Consider the following 13,398-nt stretch of genomic DNA (forward strand, 5'->3'; position numbering starts at 1 on the left):
AGGGCGGTCGGTGCGGCGTGTGAGCTCTGGGTCGGGTCAGGGGGCGAGATCGCGCCGGGCGAGCAGGGGGAAGGCCGCGGCCAGTCCTGCGCCGCCGACGCCCAGCAGGATCGCGACCGGTCCCCACGGCAGGTGGGCGTGGGCGAGGGCGTCACCGGGTGTGTAGTAGTGGAACGGGCTCAGGAAGCGCAGGGGCGCGGCGGGGCTCCACGCCATGGCCACGAAGTTGACGGCGAACCCGACCGCGCCGAACGCGATGGTGGCGCCGATCACTTGGGCACGGCGGCGGCCGGCCGCGGAGATGGCGAGGGCGGGCCCGAGCAGGCACCAGGTGAAGCAGCACCCGAGGACGCCGGCGAGGAGGACTCCGCGCAGCGGCACGGCCTGGTGCAGGCTCGGGGACAGCCACACGCCCGCGGCGACGGCGGCGGTCGCCGCCGCGTTGAGCAGCAGGACGGTCAGGACGACCGCGGCCGCGCGCTCGGCGATCAGTCGGGCCCGGCTGATCGGACGGACCATCAGCAGTTCGATGGTCCCCGCCTCGACATCGGCGGCCACCGCCGCGGCGGCCAGGGAGCCGATGGCAGTCAACTGCAGGGCGATCCAGAAGGGGTGGACCAGTCCGGCGCCGAGCAGGCCCGGGTAACTGGCCAGGGAGACGTCGCCGGTGGACCCCGAGAATGCCTTGAAGGCACTGGGCGTCTTGCCGATGGTCCCGGTGAACAGCTGAGCGGGCGGCACCGTGCGGGCGACGACCACGATGAGGGCTTCGAAGAGCACCATGCCCGCAGCGAGCATGGCCAGCATGCGGCGTCGGCGGTGCAGTGCCAGCCAGAGCAGGGGGAAGTGTCGTCTCACCGCTGTACCTCCGCAGGCTGGCCGTGGCCGGCGTCCCCGGCTCGGTAGAGGTCGAGGAACGCCTCGTCCAGTCCGGCCTCCTCGACGCACAGGTCGGCGACCGGCAACGCGGCCAGCAACTCCCTCAGTGCGCCCACCAGTTGATCGGGCGGGACGAGCAGGGTCACCTCGTCGCCCCGCCAACTGGGTGACCACTGGTCGGCGGCGCCCAACGGGCGGGCGCCGCCACGGTCGGCCAGGACCAGGCGTACCCGACGAGCGCGGGCCTCGCGCAGCGCGGCCACCGCCTGGACGGTGACCAGCCGGCCCGCGCCGATGATCGCCACGCGACGGCAGGCACGCTGCACCTCGGGCAGGACATGGCTGGAGAGCAGCACCGTCCGCCCGGCCCTGGCGGTCTCATCCAGCAGGGCGAAGAAGGTCTCCTGGACCAGGGGGTCCAGCCCCTCGGTGGGCTCGTCGAGGATCACCAGTTCCGGCTCGTGCTGGAACGCCTGGACCAGGCCGATCTTCTGCTTCATGCCGCGCGAGTACTCGCGCACCGGCCTGGCCAGATCACTCGCGGACAGGGACAGGCGCTCGCACAGCTCGGCCCGGCGCGGGGTCGGCGCGCCCTGCAGGTCGCCGAGCAGCCGCAGCGTCTCGGTGCCGGTGAGCTCCGGGTACAGGCGCAGTTCGCCCGGCAGGTAGCCGATCCGGGGTGCGAGCGCGCGGTGCTGGGAGACGGGGTCCAGGCCCAGCACCCGCAGGCGGCCGCCGGTCGGGCGCAGCAGGCCGACCAGGCAGCGCAACGTGGTGGTCTTGCCGGCCCCGTTGGGGCCGAGGAATCCGAAGACCTCGCCGCGCTCGATCCGGACGGTGAGCCCGGTGACGCCGACGTTGCGCCCGTAGGTCTTGTCCAGTTCCTCGACGTCAACGGCCGCGGTCTCTTCGGTCGGGGCCTGGTGGACGACCTGAGTGGTCATCAGGCTCTCCCGTCGGCGAGCGGGACCACGGCGACGGGGCAGGAAGCGCGGTGCAGGACCGCGTGCGCGACGCGCCCGAGACCGCCGTGGCGTCGGCGGACGCCGAGGACCAGCAGATCCGCGTCCGCACCGGCGCGGACGAGTGCCTCGGCGGCCGGGCCGGGCACGGCCTGCCCCTGCACTTTGACCCCGGGAGCCGTCTGCTCCAGGTCAAGCCCGCAGGTCACCGCGGCGACCAGAACCTCTGCGCGGTGCTGCGCGCTGGAGGAGTCGCCCACTGCCGAGAGTCCGACCACCTCCCAGTCCGGTTCCCATGCGTGGACCACATCCAACTCCGCCCCCCGCAGGGCGGCCTCCGCGGCGGCGAACTCGCCCGCGGCGCCTGGCGGCTGGTGGGCGCCCAGGCCCAGCACCACGCGCCCGACAGCGGAGCCGGAAGCGCCTTCGGGGACGATGACGACGGGGAACAGTGCGTGTGCGGCCACGCGCTGACTGATCGAGCCGAGCATCAGGCCTTTCATCGCGCCGAGCCCGCGGATGCCCATCACCAGAAGCGCGGCTTCGCGTCCGGCCTCCAGCAGAGCCGGCACCGTCTCCTGGGCCAGGGTCTCGGTGGTCACGTGCAGGCCAGGGTGGGCTGCGCGGGCCGCGTCGGCCTGGTCGGTGAGCATCTGCCGTGCGGCGTCGCGTGCCCGGACGGACGAATCGTTCGCGTCGTGCTCGGTGCCCGCCTCATAGCGTTCCCACAGTGAGGCGTGCACCAGGCGCAGGGCCGCCCCGCGCAACACAGCTTCGTTCGCCGCCCAGGTCACTGCCTGTTCGGCGGCTCGTGAGCCGTCCACCGCCACCACAACCTGAGTCATCACGTCGCCTTCCACGCGCGTTGGCCGAGCCTTGTCTTCTCGCAGGGCCACTTCACCGCTTCTGCCGCCGTGGTGACAGGGCCGATAGGCCCTGGTTGGCGGCCCGTCCGGGCCGGATGGACGCGGGGCGGGCCGCCTCGCTCCGCCTGGCTCTCAGGGGGATGCCAAGAGGGAAGGCAGGATGCGGTGACCGGTGACGCACTCGGCTCGCAGGCGGAGATCCGCGCCCGGTTGCGCCGGTTCTCTGGCTGATGGGGACATAGGTTCGACGACGGCCTGGCCGAGGACGGTGACCGTCCAGCCGCTACCGTCCGACGCGTCGATCTCCCCCGCCTCGAAGGCAACGATGGTCCCGTCGACGGCGTGGGCGACATCCTCTGGGCCGGGAAGCAGCAGGAGGAACCCGCCGGGGCGGTCGAAGGAGAAACGCATGGGCAGGACGGCCGGCAGGGCCGCGGCCGTGTAGACCAGCCGGCCGACACGGGCGCCGGCCAGCAGTTGCAGGCATTCGCGCTCGGTGAGCGGCTCTCGGGTGCTGGTCATGGCTCGAGTCTCGCCTGCACGGCTGGCTGCCTGCATGAGCCGGAAGACCCGAGCCGCGGCCGAACGGCCCCTACCGCGGAAGGGCTTTCGGGGTGATTTGAGCCGCTTGCGGACGCGGCTACGCCAGGAGTCGGTCGGGGGCCGCCGGTTCGCTGGGTCACGCGGACGACGGCGATCGCCATGAACGTGGGTGAGCGAGCTCGCGGTGGACCGCCGGCGTCGGCAGCAGGCGTTGGGGCTGTTCGGTGGCCGGACGATGCGAGGCGCAACCGCCACCGCGTCCACCCCTCCGCGGCTCCTCCGCCGCGTCCCGCTGCGCGCACACGTCGCCGGGCGCTTTTGCCGCATGGCCCGGGCAGGTGCCCCCGTCGCGGGCAGTTCCCGGTCAGGGCCGCTGCGGAGGTCCGGCGAGTGGCGTGCGCACCGGCGCGGCGACGCCGACGAAGACGACGAGCTGGTGGCCGCCGGGGTTGGTCTGGATCGGGACGGTCTTCCAGTTGTTGGCCAGCCACACGTTGCCCGAGGGATCGATCTGCACGCCCGTGTTCCGGACCAGTCCATCGCTGCCGTAGCCCGTCGCGGGCGGGGAGATGGGCTGCCCGGTCCGGTAGCCCGGTGGGCACGAGGAAACGCGCGCGCCGCACAGCTCCGCGAGCCGCTGGCCACCGAAGTTCGCCACCCACACGTGGTCGTCCCCGTCGATTGCCACACCCCACGGCAGGACCAACCCGCCGTTGGTGAACGGCGCGGGCGCTGGTGTCCCGTTGGGCCGGATCATGACGACGCCGGGACGTCGGCCGCCGCCGGGGGACTTGTGCAGCGCCGCCGCCAGGTCAGCCGTTGTATTGCCCTCACAGGGCACCGGCAGGACCTGGTTGTCCGCGACCCACAGGTTCCCCTCGGTGTCCGAGGCGATTCCCAGCGGCCGGTGCAGCCCCGGTGGGGTGACCGTGCGCAGCGGCCGGCCGTTCGGCGCGAGCTCGACCACGTTGTCGCTGCCGTTGCCGGTCACCCAGGCCCGGCCCTGCGCGTCGATGGCGATGTCGAAGGGCTTGACCAGGCCGGTGCCGGCGAGTGGGAGGTTACGCGCGGCCGCCGGGTGCCCGTCGGGGATGCGGGTGACACTGCGGTTGCCGCAGTTCGCGATCCAGATGTTGCCCGCCCGGTCGGCCACGGTGCCCTGCGGCTGACTGATGTCACCGAACCGCCAGCCGGTCGCAGGTGACAGCGCGCGCCCGTCGGCGGCGAATGCCGAGAAGGAGTGATCGTGCTGGCTCGGATCCACCGGGCATCCCTTGCCCTGGAAGCCGAAGTTGGAGACCCAGGCGCGTCCTGAGCGGTCGACCGCGATGCCGAACCCGGGCCCGTAGAGTCCGCCGCCCGGATACGGCGCGCCCGGAAGATCCGCACCGGTGGGCGAGAGGGCGAGGACGGAACGTCCGCCGCAGACCGTGTGCAGGGGGTTGAGCGCGTACCGATAGTTGTTGCTGACCCAGGCGTTGCCGGCAGCGTCGAAAGCGATGTTGCCGGGGCCGTTGACCTCGTGACCGTTGCCGTCGTACCGCAGAGCCAGCGTCCACGCGTCGGGGGCGGCGCGAAGGACCGGCCGGTACACCACCTCGGTCCGGGCCAGCGCGAACAATGCCGCCACATGGTTGCCCGGAGCGCGGGCGATGTCGGCGACGGCTTGGAAACTGTCCGCGGGCCGCGGCCCGCCGGGCGGCTGGGCCAGGCGCAGCAGGGCGTCGCAGCCACGGCCACGCGCACAGACCGCGAGCAGGTCGGCCAGGGTGTTGAACGCGGCCAGCGTCGAGGTCTGCGCCCCGTTCGGCGGCGCGCCCAGGAGCGGCGCCACGCTGCCGGTGCGGACGTCGGCCATGTTGTGGGAGATCGCGGCGGCGTTCGGCACGCCAGGGCTTTCGCCGGCAACCTCCCCACCACGCATGAACTGTGCGAACGAGTACCCGGCGGCCACCGTCGTGCGCTCGTTGACCACGATGTCCCCCGCGGCGGTGACGCCCAGTGCGGCGGCGAGCCGCAGGCCCGCTCCGCCATCAGCGGTCAGATACAAGGTCGCCCCGGGCTCGGTAGGCCGGCGGTACCTCAGGTGGAACCTCCCGTCCACGCCCGTGCAGCCGCGGGCCAGGACCCGCGGGTGCCCGCCCGAACGGGTGCCCGCCTCCAGCAGGGCGACCTGCATGCTCGGCAGGGGCGTCGTGCCGCTGCGCACGACGCCGTCCTGGGTGAGCAGGGTGGGGTGTCGCTCCGATCCGCCGGCGTTCGGGATCCCTCCCGCGGCCATGCAGGTGAGGACGGTCGCGACCAGGAGCAGCTGATGACGTCGACGCATGAAGGAACTGTCACCCACCTGCAGCTCACCCGCTGAACGGACTCGTTGTACCGAGCGAAGATCACCTCAATGGTTCAGCCGACGTTCTCCCTCGTCTGAATGTGGGGCCCCCTGGCGTGGCCGGATCCTGGGGGCACGGCCGCCTCCACTGACACACCGTCAACTGACGCGTGAGGCGACGGCACCCAGGAACGTCGGCAGTGCACACCCCACCGGCCCCCGTCAGGCCGGAGGCGGCACACACAGCCGAAGGCGTCGGACGTCACCTGCGGGAGCGCCACTCACGTGGCTCGTGCACGTGTCGCGGGCACGCGGACGGCTGCGGCTCGCGCGTGTTCCGCTCGAGGAGTTGGCACGGTGTCCGGGTGAACGCGGGTGCCGGTGGTACCCAGGAGGATCCCGGTGACGTCATCGAGAGCGCCGATTGCCGCGGCCGCTCCGGTGCGCTCGACGAATCGGGCCGCGGCCTCGGCCTTCGGCCCCATGGATCCGGCGGGGAAGTGGCCGGCGCGAAGACGGGACGGGGTCGTGGCCCGGATGGGGCGGGCATGCGCGGTTCCGTGGTCGAGCTGGATGCAGGGCACGTCGGTGAGGATCAGCAGGAGGTCGGCCTTCACCTGTTCGGCAAGCAGTGCGGCCGTCAGGTCCTTGTCGACGACGGCCTCGACGCCGTGCAAGGTGCCGTCGGGCTGTTGGACGACGGGGATGCCGCCGCCTCCCGCGCACACGATGATCGTGCCGGCGTCCAGGAGGGTGGTGATGAGGTCGGCCTCCACGATGCCGTGGGGCTCGGGTGAGGGGACCAACCGGCGCCACCGGTCGCCGTCGGGGGCGATGGCCCAGCCGCGGTCGGTGGCGAGGTGCTGGGCCTGGTCCCGGGTGTAGACGGGGCCGACGAACTTGGTGGGGTGGCCGAAGGCCGGATCCCGGGGGTCGATGAGGGTCTGGTTGAGCAGGCAGCCGATCGGACGGCCGGGCCGGGTGTTGTGCAGGGCCTGGGTAAGCCAGTAGCCGATCATGCCCTGGGTTTCGGCGCCGAGGACGTCGAAGGGATAGGGCCGCGTCAGTGCGGGGTCGGCTGCGCTCTCCATCGCCAGAAGCCCGACCTGCGGGCCGTTGCCGTGGGTGATGACGAGTTCGTGTTCGCGGGCGAGCGGGGCGAGCGCTGCCGCTGCGTGCTGGACCTGGAGGGCGTGTGGGGCGGCGTCGGGGCTGCTGCCGCGGGGCAGCAGCGCGTTGCCCCCGAGGGCGACGACGATGCGCATGGTGAGGGTCCTTACCGTCCGAGGGTGGCGACGAGGACGGCCTTGATGGTGTGGAGCCGGTTCTCGGCCTGGTCGAAGACGAGGGAGTGGTCGGATTCGAAGACCTCGTCGGTGACCTCCAGGGCATCCAGGCCCGTGAGTGCGTGGATCTTCTGGCCGAGGTCGGTGGCGCGGTCGTGCAAGGCGGGCAGGCAGTGCAGGAACTTGACCCGCGGGTTCCCGGTCGCCTTCAGCACGGCCTCATTGACCTGGAACGGGCGCAACTGCTCGACGCGTTCGGCCCACAGCTGCTCGGGCTCGCCCATGGACAGCCACACGTCCGTGTAGAGGAAGTCGACGCCGGCCACGCCTTCTTCGACGTCCTCGGTATGGGCGATCCGGGCGCCTGAGCGGTCGGCCAGGAGGCGGGCTGTGGCCGTCGTCTCGTCGTCGTTCCACAGGGATTGGGGGGCGACCATGCGCACGTCCATGCCCAGCAGCGCCGCGGTGACAAGGAGGGAATTGGCGGTGTTGTTGCGGGCGTCCCCCAGATAGGCGAAGGAGACCTGGTGCAGCGGCTTGTCGCTGTGCTCGCGCATGGTGAGCATGTCGGCGAGCATCTGGGTGGGGTGCCACTGGTCGGTCAGGCCGTTGTACACGGGCACGCCGGAGTAGGTCGCCAGGTCTTCGACGCGGTCCTGTGCGGTGCCGCGGTACTCGATGGCATCGAACATCCGGCCCAGGACGCGGGCGGTGTCACGCAGCGACTCCTTGTGGCCGAACTGGCTTCCGGCCGGGTCCAGGTAGGTGGTGTGCGCGCCCTGCTGGTGCGCCGCCGTCTCGAAGGCGCAGCGGGTGCGGGTGGAGATCTTCTCGAAGATCAGCGCGATGTTCCGGCCGGTCAGCCGCTGCTGCTCGGTGCCGGCGTACCGGGCCGCCTTCAGTTGGGCGGCCAGGTCCAGGAGGAAGGTGAACTCCTGGGCGGTGAAGTCGAGTTCCTTCAGGAAGCTGCGGCCCAGCATGTTGAACGCCATCGGGACTCCAAGGCAGACGAGGGTCAGGTCCGGCGGCGGCTCAGTCGTTTGCCCGGACCGCGGGAGGGGGTCAACAGCACTGTGCCTGCCTCGCGGTGCGGGGACTGGGCCGCGAACGTCCCGTGCAGGGGGGACCTTCGGCCCTGACCGCCGAGCCGTGCGTCCTGACCCTCGGTGGCCGGGACCGTCCGGCCCCCGGAAGGGGACTTTCGGCCCCCGCCCGGCTGCGCGGCGGCGCACCAGGATCAGTGCGTCCGTCTCCGTGCACCACCACTCTCAGGAGCTCCCGTGTTCCGCGCTCGCCCGCCTCAGGATCAACGTCCGGCCGGTGCCTCGATGTTCGGCCTGCCTACCGCCACCGCGCTCATCGTGGGCAGCATCATCGGCACCGGGGTGTTCGCGCTTCCCTCGGTGCTCGCGCCGTACGGCCCGATCTCGCTTGTCGCGTTCGTCGCCGTCACCGTGGGCGCGCTGGCGCTGGCGCTGACCTTCGGAAGGCTGTCGCAGCGCGTGCGCGGCAGCGGCGGGCCGTACGTCTACGCGCGGGAGGCCTTCGGCGAGTTCGCCGGTTTCCTCAACGCCTGGTCGTACTGGATCACGGCGTGGGCCGGCAACGCCGCCATCGCCGTTGCCTGGGTCGGCTACGTCGAGGTCTTCGTCAACACCGGCCACCACAAGTGGATCTCCGCTGCGATCGCGCTGGCGGGGCTGTGGATTCCGGCGGTGGTGAACCTGGCCGGCCTCAAGTCCATGGGCGCCTTCCAGATCGCCACCACAGTCCTGAAGTTCGTGCCGTTGATCCTCATGGCCACCCTCGGCCTGCTCTTCCTGCACCCGCACAACTTCGGGCCGTTCAACGCCTCCGGCACTTCCCCCCTCGGCGCCGTCTCGGCCGCCGCGGCCATCGCCCTGTTCAGCTACATCGGCCTGGAGACCGCCTCGGTGGCCGCCGGACGCGTCCGCAATCCCGAGCGCAACGTTCCCCGTGCCACCGTCTACGGCACCCTGGCCTGCGCCGCCGTCTACCTCCTGGGCACCCTCGCCGTCTTCGGCGCCGTTCCCCACGCCCAACTCCTCACCTCCACTGCGCCGTTCACCGACGCCGCCAACGCCATGGCCGGCGGGACCTGGGCCGGCAACCTGGTCGCCGTCGCCGCGATCGTCTCCGGCATCGGCGCGCTCGGCGGCTGGACCATGATCTGCGCGGAGATGCCGGACGCCGCCGCCCGCGACGGCCTGTTCCCGCAGGCCTTCGCCCGCAGGCACCGCGACGTCCCCGTGTTCGGCATCCTCTCCTCCACCGTCCTGGCCTCGGCGATCACCATCGCCGCCTACAGCAACTTCACCCACGTGTTCACCGCGATCGTCCTGCTCAGCGTGCTCACCGCCGCCATCCCTTACCTGTTCTCCGCCGCCGCGCAGCTGTACTGGCTGCTCACCCACCGGCGCGAGCTCGCCCCGGGCCGACTCGCCCGCGACCTGGTCGTCGCCGGCCTCGCCCTCGCGTTCTCCTACTGGTCGATCCAGGGCAGCGGCTACCAGACCGTCTACTACGGCCTGTTCGCGGTCCTGCTCGGCGTGCCCGTCTACATCTGGCTCAAGCAGCACCGTGGCGAATACGGGGAGAACGCCCTGCCCGGGCCGGTGCCGCTGCGCCCTGCGGGCAGCGACCTGCCCGAACAGCCCGCCGCCTGAGCCACCGTCACCTCCCAGGAGTACCAGCCATGTCCACCCTCCGCGTCGACTCCGAGGTCGGCACCCTGCGTCAGGTCGTCCTGCACCGCCCGGGCCTGGAACTGTCCCGGCTGACCCCGCGCAACGTCGACTCCCTCCTGTTCGACGACATCCTGTGGGCCGAACGCGCCCGCCGCGAGCACGACGCCTTCGCCCAGGTGCTGCGCGACCACGGCGTCCGTGTCCACTACTTCGTCGACCTGCTCGCGCAGACGCTGGACATCCCCGAGGCCCGCCAGTGGGTCCTCGACCGGATCGTCACCCCGCAGACCGTCGGCCCGGCCCTGGTGCGGCCTCTGCGCGAGCGCTGCGCGATCGCCGAGAGCACCACCTTGGCCACCTACCTGATCGGCGGCGTCCTCAAGCACGACCTGCACCCCAAGAGCGCCCACAGCCTGGTCTGGAACACCCTCACCGACGAGGACTTCGCGCTCACCCCGCTGCCCAACCACCTCTTCCAGCGTGACAACTCCTGCTGGATCGGGAACCGGGTCTCGATCAACCCCATGGCCAAGGCGGCCCGGCGCCGGGAGACCGTGCACAGCGCGGCCATCCACCGCTTCCACCCCCTGTACGCCGGCACTCGCCCCCCGCTGCTCGACGGGACCACGATGACCGGCCCCGCCACCGTCGAAGGCGGCGACGTCCACGTCCTTGGCCCCGACGCGGTGATGATCGGCATGGGGGAACGCACCAGCCCCCAGGCCGTGGAACTGCTCGCCCAGCGCCTGTTCGACGCTGGGAACATCCGCCGCGTCCTGGCGGTGCAGCTCCCGGCCAGCCGCGCGTTCATGCACCTGGACACGGTGCTGACCATGGTCGACCGCGAGGCGTTCGCCCGCTACCCCGGCCTGCCGCCGCTTCGGTCGTGGACGCTGACCCCCGCCTCCGACCGCCCGGCCGGGTTCGACGTCCGCGAGAACGACAGCCTCGAGACCGCCCTCGCCGACGCCCTGGGCGCCGACAGCGTCCGCATGCTCAGTGCGCCGCTGGACCCCCGCGCCGCCGAGCGCGAGCAGTGGGACGACGGCAACAACTTCCTCGCCCTCGCCCCGGGCCTGGTCGTCGGCTACGAACGCAACACCACCACCAACACCTACCTCAACGACCAGGGCATCAAGGTCATCCCGATCGCCGGCGGGGAGCTGGGCCGCGGCCGCGGCGGGCCGCGCTGCATGACGTGCCCCATCCAGCGCGACGCGACCTGACGAGCCGTCAGTACCCGCTCGGCGGGCCGCGCCCTCGGCGTCGCCTGCCGGGCACCCCGCTCTGCCGCGCACCCCTCCCGATCAGGCATACTCCTCGGTAAGAGGCAGGTGGATCACAGGGAAGGGCGTGCATGGGCGGCAGCGAGGGCACCTCTGTCCCTGGCGGTGAGCGCACCGGCGGGGTCCCGCAGTTGCGCCTGGACGCGCTGCTCGACGAGTTGCACGCGCAGGTGCAGCGGGTGCGCGACACCCGCGACCGGGTGCAGACCCTGCTGGAGGCGGTGCTGGCCATCGGCTCCGAGCTGGACCTGGAGACCGTGCTGCGGCGGATCGTCCAGTCTGCGGTCGACCTGGTCGACGCACGGTACGGCGCATTGGGCGTTCTCGGCGAGGAAGGCACCATCCGCCAGTTCATCACCGTCGGCATGGACGAGGAGACCATCGCCCGCATCGGCCACTACCCGCGCGGCGAAGGCATCCTGGGCCTGCTGATCCGCGAACCCCGACCGCTGCGGCTGACCAACCTGGGCGAGCACCCCGCCTCCTCCGGGTTCCCGCCCGGCCACCCGCCGATGCGCACCTTCCTCGGCGCCCCGGTCCGCATCCGGGACCAGGTCTTCGGCAACCTCTACCTCACCGACAAGCACGGCGGCGCCGACTTCGACGCGGACGACGAGACGGTGCTGCGCACCCTCGCCGCGGCTGCCGGTGTCGCCATCGACAACGCCCGCCTGTACGAGGACGCGCGGCGCCGCCAGCAGTGGCTGGCCGCGAGCGTGGACCTCACCCGCTCCCTGCTCTCCGGCACCGACACCCCGCAGGTGCTGCACACCCTGGTCGAGACCGTCCGGACCATCGCGGACGCCGACCTGGCCACCCTCGCGGTCCCGGTGCGCGGCACGGAGGACCTGGTGGTCGAGGCCGCCGCCGGACCGCACGCCGCCGCCGTCCAGGGCCTGGCCCTGAGCGACGGCACACTGGCGGCCAAGGTCTTCCGCAGCGGGGAGCCCATCACCAGCGACCGGCTGTCCAGCGACCCCCGCGCCGAGGGCGGCAGCGCCTCCGTGGTCGAGCTGGGCCCGGGCTTCTTCGTCCCCCTGGGCACCGGCGGCGCCGTCCGCGGCGTGCTCCACGTAGCACGCCACCCCGAGGGACAGCCGTTCACCGACACCGTGCTGGAAATGATCGCCGGCTTCGCCGGGCAGGCCGCCCTGGCCCTGCAGCTCGCCGAACACCGGCGCGAAGCCGAGCAGTTGCTCGTCATGGACGACCGCGACCGGATCGCCCGCGACCTCCACGACCTCGCCATCCAGCGACTGTTCGCCTCCGGCCTGAGCCTGCAGGCCGTGCTCGGCCGCATCGCCGACCGCCCCGAGGCCGCCCAACGGGTCCAGCGCGTCGTGGACGACCTCGACGAGACCATCAAGACCATCCGCGGCACCATCTACTCCCTGCACCAGCGCGACCGCGAATCTGCCGCGACCACACTGCGGGCCCGGCTCCTGGCCGAGACCGACCAGGCCGCCGAGGGCCTCGGCTGCACCCCCGCACTGCGGATGACCGGGCTCCTCGACACCCTCGTCCCCGACGACCTGGCCGACGACCTCCTGGCAGTGCTGCGCGAAGCGCTGTCCAACGCCGCCCGCCACGCCCACGCCACGGCCGTCGACGTCACCGTGGACGTCACCGCCGACACGGTCCGTCTGCAGGTCACCGACAACGGCCGGGGGATCGATCCCGGCAGCACCCGACGCAGCGGGCTCGACAATCTGCGCACCCGCGCCGAGCAACGCGGCGGCACGTTCGCGACCCACCGCAACCACCCCAGCGGCACCCGTGTGGAGTGGGCCGCTCCCCTGCCCTCCACGGCATAGTCAGCGCCCGGCGGCGATCAGGCGCGGGACGACAGGACCGATGTCGGCGCCCCTTGCGGGACCGGTGCCGGCTGATCGGTCGGGAGGCGAGGGCACTCAGCCGATCACCCGAGGCGGTAGCCGGTGACCAGATCCGCACGGATGCGGACCACGTGCTCCATCTCGCCACCCATCCACGGCTGCAGCGCCTCCTGGTAGCGGCGTAGTTCCTCGGGGTCGGTCACCAGCGTGGCCACGCCGGTGACCACCACGCTCCACCCCGACCGCGCGACCGGATCCAGCGCGTCCGCCTCGTAGGCCACCACCGCCCTGTCCTGCGCCGGCCCCAGCAGCGCCGCCCCACGGTGCGTGCGAATCACGACGCATCCGTCGTCGACCAGGTGGTTCACCGGCCGGATCGCCGGCAACGCGCGATGGCTGAACACCACTCGGCCGTACGACACGCTGCCGAGCAACCGCCACGCCTCCTCCCGGGACAGCTCCCCCACACGCGAGGACGCACCAGCCGAAGCGGCACTCGGCTGCGCCGCGCTGCCCGCAGAGCTGTGTGCCGGACCGGTGGAAGGTGTCGTGATGTGCATGAGGCCCATGAACGCATGAGCGCCGGTCGGCTGCCTAGGGCCGATGGTCCCTATGTCACGACCGGCCCTGCCCTGCCGCCAAGCGCCCGGCTCCACGGCTTTTGTCCCCCGAGGCGTATCCGCCCAGCGGTCCCTGCCGACGAA

At 72.1% G+C, this 13,398-nt stretch carries 11 protein-coding genes; 3 read left to right on the plus strand and 8 right to left on the minus strand.

Annotation, left to right across the window (positions count from 1 at the left end):
- Positions 1-36 precede the first annotated feature (36 nt).
- The 7 genes from ACFP3V_RS01380 to argF form a co-directional block, all read right to left on the minus strand.
- Complete coding sequence (locus tag ACFP3V_RS01380; protein ID WP_380578725.1) at positions 37-858, minus strand: ABC transporter permease subunit; 822 nt, start codon at positions 856-858, stop codon at positions 37-39.
- The gene (locus ACFP3V_RS01385; protein WP_380578727.1) at positions 855-1,823 is read right to left on the minus strand and encodes an ABC transporter ATP-binding protein; all 969 of its coding nucleotides are present in this window, start codon (positions 1,821-1,823) and stop codon (positions 855-857) included. Before ACFP3V_RS01385 ends, ACFP3V_RS01380 begins: the two co-directional genes overlap by 4 nt.
- On the minus strand, positions 1,823-2,737 hold the full coding sequence (locus ACFP3V_RS01390; RefSeq protein ID WP_380578729.1) for a universal stress protein: 915 nt from the start codon (positions 2,735-2,737) through the stop codon (positions 1,823-1,825). Before ACFP3V_RS01390 ends, ACFP3V_RS01385 begins: the two co-directional genes overlap by 1 nt.
- 102 nt (positions 2,738-2,839) lie before the next feature.
- A complete protein-coding gene (locus ACFP3V_RS01395; protein ID WP_380578731.1) occupies positions 2,840-3,229 on the minus strand; it encodes a pyridoxamine 5'-phosphate oxidase family protein in 390 nt (129 codons plus the stop codon).
- Between the two features lie 385 nt (positions 3,230-3,614).
- Positions 3,615-5,579, minus strand: a complete 1,965-nt coding sequence (locus ACFP3V_RS01400; protein ID WP_380578733.1) for an NHL repeat-containing protein — start codon at positions 5,577-5,579, stop codon at positions 3,615-3,617.
- A 281-nt stretch (positions 5,580-5,860) separates the two neighbouring features.
- Positions 5,861-6,844, minus strand: a complete 984-nt coding sequence (locus ACFP3V_RS01405) for a carbamate kinase (protein WP_380578735.1) — start codon at positions 6,842-6,844, stop codon at positions 5,861-5,863.
- An 11-nt stretch (positions 6,845-6,855) separates the two neighbouring features.
- Positions 6,856-7,857 carry an ornithine carbamoyltransferase gene (gene argF / locus ACFP3V_RS01410; RefSeq protein WP_380578737.1) on the minus strand — a complete coding sequence of 334 codons (1,002 nt, stop codon included), beginning with the start codon at positions 7,855-7,857 and terminating at the stop codon, positions 6,856-6,858.
- A 336-nt stretch (positions 7,858-8,193) separates the two neighbouring features.
- On the opposite strand from argF, the gene ACFP3V_RS01415 reads away from it, so the two are divergent.
- The 3 genes from ACFP3V_RS01415 (at position 8,194) to ACFP3V_RS01425 (ending at position 12,673) form a co-directional block, all read left to right on the plus strand.
- A complete protein-coding gene (locus ACFP3V_RS01415; RefSeq protein ID WP_380578739.1) occupies positions 8,194-9,552 on the plus strand; it encodes an amino acid permease in 1,359 nt (452 codons plus the stop codon).
- A 29-nt stretch (positions 9,553-9,581) separates the two neighbouring features.
- On the plus strand, positions 9,582-10,799 hold the full coding sequence (locus ACFP3V_RS01420; protein WP_380578741.1) for an arginine deiminase: 1,218 nt from the start codon (positions 9,582-9,584) through the stop codon (positions 10,797-10,799).
- A gap of 131 nt (positions 10,800-10,930) precedes the next feature.
- Positions 10,931-12,673 (plus strand): sensor histidine kinase, encoded by a 1,743-nt coding sequence (locus tag ACFP3V_RS01425; RefSeq protein ID WP_380578743.1) that lies wholly within the window; start codon positions 10,931-10,933, stop codon positions 12,671-12,673.
- Positions 12,674-12,777: 104 nt separating this feature from the next.
- Here the strand turns inward: ACFP3V_RS01425 and ACFP3V_RS01430 are convergent, their stop codons facing one another.
- On the minus strand, positions 12,778-13,254 hold the full coding sequence (locus ACFP3V_RS01430; protein ID WP_380578775.1) for a pyridoxamine 5'-phosphate oxidase family protein: 477 nt from the start codon (positions 13,252-13,254) through the stop codon (positions 12,778-12,780).
- Between the last annotated feature and the right edge of the window lie 144 nt (positions 13,255-13,398).

The organism is Streptacidiphilus monticola (assembly GCF_042658505.1).
Taxonomy (GTDB): domain Bacteria; phylum Actinomycetota; class Actinomycetes; order Streptomycetales; family Streptomycetaceae; genus Streptacidiphilus; species Streptacidiphilus monticola.